General features: G+C 48.7%; 3 protein-coding genes and 1 pseudogene. All 4 read left to right on the top strand.

The window, feature by feature from the left end; all coding sequences use genetic code 11:
* The first annotated feature begins 349 nt into the window (after positions 1–349).
* Positions 350–721, top strand: coding sequence for a helix-turn-helix domain-containing protein (locus DSM107010_RS40790; RefSeq protein ID WP_199756041.1), 372 nt, complete (start codon positions 350–352; stop codon positions 719–721).
* Entirely contained in the window at positions 702–1,265 is a 564-nt protein-coding gene (locus tag DSM107010_RS40795; RefSeq protein WP_199756042.1) for an HARBI1 family protein, read from the top strand. Before DSM107010_RS40790 ends, DSM107010_RS40795 begins: the two co-directional genes overlap by 20 nt.
* Before the next feature lie 234 nt (positions 1,266–1,499).
* A pseudogene (gene istA, locus DSM107010_RS41870) lies at positions 1,500–2,372 on the top strand (IS21 family transposase); the annotation flags it as partial.
* A 661-nt stretch (positions 2,373–3,033) separates the two neighbouring features.
* Positions 3,034–3,823, top strand: a 790-nt coding sequence (istB, locus tag DSM107010_RS37215) for an IS21-like element helper ATPase IstB (protein ID WP_127025368.1), incomplete at its 3' end; no start/stop codon positions are given.

Consider the following 3,823-nt stretch of genomic DNA (forward strand, 5'->3'; position numbering starts at 1 on the left):
TTCACCTGTTCATCAGTCTGCTTCTCTAGTTTACAGAGTCAACTGAAACTATTACACCTTATTTAATCCACGATCCTTAGCTACTTTCGATCTCGGAATTGCTAGAGGTAGAAGCTTGCCGATTAAAAACCTCAATAAGCTCGACTTCACCGATTATCAAGATTGGCAGCTATCGAGATTGAGAGACGGATTGAACTTAGCAGAAGTCCTGGTCGAAAATTGACTGTAATGGTGGCTCACCTAAAACTGATAAAAACCTGGAAAAAGCCACTTATTCATTAGACCTGTCCGAAATCTAAATAGTGGAGAAGAAAGATGGTAAAACGGAGTTTTTGCCGCTCTACCAAAGATGAAAAATCCACTTCATTATATTCACAAGTATCCCCACCGCACCAAGCGATTGTTGGGCATTGATTTCCAGCAATTTCTTCAACTGTTGGAACAGGCAGAATTGAGCCATACAGAGCGACAAGCCGAGCTGGAACGCCAGAAAGTCCGGATCAATGCCAAAGGCGGAGGACGCAAACCGTTGCTCTCGGTGGCTGAAGAGGTTTGTTTGTGCCTGTTCTACTTGAGGCACTATCCCACGTTTGAGGTGTTAGGACTCCAGTTTGGGGTGTCTAAGACAGAAGCAAACGATACAGTTCATTACTGGTTGAAGATTCTGCGAGTTTTGTTGCCAGCAAGTTTACGCAGAACTTGTGGAATCAAAAAGCAGTGATTACGCGATTGTGCAGGAGTGGTTGACTCAATTCCAATTGATTGTAGATAGCTTGGAGCAAGCCAGAGAACGACCTGGGGACAACGATGAGCAACGATCGTATTTCTCAGGCAAAAAGCAGCAGCACACATTCAAATCCCAGATTGTCACGTTGCCCGCAGGCAAAGATATTGTCGATGCCGTCGCTGGGGCTAAGGGACCAACCAGCGATATCTCGTTGTTTCGGGAGCGTCAGTCGAAGTTTGCTTCCGGACAAGGCTTCGACGGCGATAAAGCCTATGTGGGAGCAGAAAATGTGCAAACCCCGCACAAAAAGCCACGGGGCAAAGAGTTAACCCCGCAACAAAAGGCACAGAACAAGGAGTTTTCCAGCACACGTCGGATTTTCATTGAACATGTGATTCGCTTGGCGCGCATCTTCCGGATTGCTAAAGAGCGATTTCGTCTCCATCCGAACACTTACGAACAAATTATTCTCACCGTTTGTGGTCTCGTGCGATTTCGATTAGGGATGATTGTTTTCCCCGTTACAATTAAGAATTGAATCTGGAGAATGCAATGAATTAGCAATCGCTATCTTTTGGAGAATTACTAACAGAAACTATCTCCAACCCGCGTTCTGTCGTTGGGTCTGGTTCAAGTACAACTGCACTCGAACCCAGGCACAGTCTACGCTGCAAATTCTCGGACAAATCTACTAGGCAACGTCAATTAACGTCAATTAATGGACTGCCTAGTGTCGGGAAAACGAATTAATTTCAAACAGGTTCAAATATACATGAAAGCGAGAGAATCTGGCTTTTCGCAAGAAACAGCGGCAGCAAAGGGAGGATTTTCTGAGCGGACGGGTAGACGCATTGAAGCGGGAGAGCATCAACCGCAACGCGGACGACCCCATGACTGGCGCACTCGCAAAGACCCATTGGCTGAGGTATGGGACAGCGAACTAGTACCACTACTGCAAAGACAACCGCAATTGCAAGCGATGACGTTGTTCGAGTACCTCCAGCAAAAGTATCCAGGCAAGTACAGGCAGTCTATCATGCGGACGCTACAACGACGGGTGCAGCAGTGGAAAGCGACGAGCGGACCAGCACAGTCAGTGATGTTTGAATTAGAGCATCAACCAGGCGTTATGGGCTTGTCGGATTTCACCAAACTCAAGCAGGTGCAAGTCACGATTGCGGGTCAACCCTTGGAGCATCTACTGTATCATTATCGCCTCGCCTATAGTGGATGGCAGTACGTGCAAGTAATCCACGGTGGTGAGAGCTTGGTTGCCCTTTCGGAAGGATTACAGAATGCCCTTGCTGCGTGTGGTGGTTGTCCGCAGGAGCATCGCACAGATAGTCTCAGTGCCGCTTACCGCAACCTTGGCAGACGAACCAGTGAAGATTTGACACAAATGTATCAACGGCTATGCCAGCACTACAATTTGCGTCCCTCACGCAATAATCGCGGGCTAGCCCACGAAAATGGCTCAATTGAGTCACCCCACGGATATTTCAAGCGGCGGTTGCATCAAGCTCTACTGCTGCGTGGCTCGTTTGATTTTGACAGTGTTGCTGCCTATCAAGCGTTTATCCATCAAGTAGTCGAGCAACTCAACAGACGGATTCAGGCGAAGTTTCAAGAAGAACAGTCCTACCTACATCCATTACCCAACTATCGTTACCCCGACTACGAAATCCTGAGCGTGAGAGTTACCAGCCGCAGTACTATCACTGTGCGCTGCGTCACTTACACTGTGCCGTCCCAGTTAATTGGTTTGCGCTTAAGCATTCACCTACATCATGACCGGATAGTAGGTTTTGTCGGCACGCAGCAGGTGGTAGAACTGCCACGCATTCACGTTCTCTCCAGCAATCCGTTGCGTCGCTCTCGTTGCGTCAATTATCGTCACGTAATTGACAGCCTGCGATTGAAACCCCGTGCTTTTTTGCACTGTACTTGGCAGCAAGAATTACTGCCTGACGACAACTACCGCCAATTATGGCAGGAGATGTTGACTCAATTCGACTCCTACACGGCGGCTCGATTGATGACCGAGGCGCTATATATCGCTGCTAAACAAGACAAGGAACACGCAGTGGCAATGTATTTGGCTGACCAGTTGGGGTCTAGTACGCTCAGCTTGGCAGGACTGCAACAGCAGTTTCACTTGAGTGAGAGTGTGACACATCCCACGCTGGCGGTACAGCAACACGACCTTTCCCCTTACGACTCTCTATTGCATCATGTCCCCCAACAACAGCCAAACCACAGCCATCGAGACTCTCGGCTTTCTCCTCAAAACGCTCAAACTGCCCCACATGAACAACCATTGGCAAGAGTTGGAGCGTCAAGCCCTATCGCAGGGCTGGACACACGCGCAGTTCTTGCTTGCACTGTGCGAATCCGAAGCAACGCAACGTTACCAAGCACGAGTGCAACGCGCCCTCAAAGATGCCCACCTACCCCCAGGAAAAGGTTTTTCCAACTTTGACTTCAGCCATTGCCCCAGCTTAAATCAGCCTACCATCATGCAGTTGGCTCAAGACAGCACTTGGTTGAAGCGCGGTGAGAATCTGCTGCTGTTTGGTCCATCAGGAATCGGGAAAACTCACCTTGCCGCCGCAGTCGGTCGTAGCTTGGTGGAACTGGGTGCACGAGTCAAGTTTCTCTGTGCCACCACCGCCGTACAACTACTACAGGCGGCGAAAGCCAACTTACAACTGCAATCAGCTTTACTCAAGCTCGATAAGTACGATCTGCTGATTCTTGACGATCTCAGTTATGTCAAAAAGTCGGAAGTGGAAACATCAGTGTTGTTTGAGTTAATTGCTCACCGCTACGAACTCAAAAGCTTGATGATTACTGCCAATCACCCTTTCAGTGCTTGGGATGAAATTTTTACCGACTCTACTATGACTGTTGCTGCTGTAGATCGCTTGGTACATCATGCTGTGATTCTCGAAATCCAAGCACCCAGTTTTCGTCAACAAGCAGCTCTTCATCGCTCCTCTTCTAACAACCAAAAGCAGCCCCACGAGATGCGCAACGAGATTCAGATTATTACGGCAGCTCTGGGTTTCAGGTTGCGGAGCCAATTCAGCACGGCTG

Origin of the sequence: Chroococcidiopsis cubana SAG 39.79 (assembly GCF_003991895.1) — a bacterium.
Lineage (GTDB): Bacteria > Cyanobacteriota > Cyanobacteriia > Cyanobacteriales > Chroococcidiopsidaceae > Chroococcidiopsis > Chroococcidiopsis thermalis.

Excerpts from the sequence above, each read along its gene's own strand:
- DSM107010_RS40790 (WP_199756041.1), top strand. The coding sequence starts at position 350 with ATGAAAAATCCACTTCATTATATTCACAAGTATCCCCACCGCACCAAG.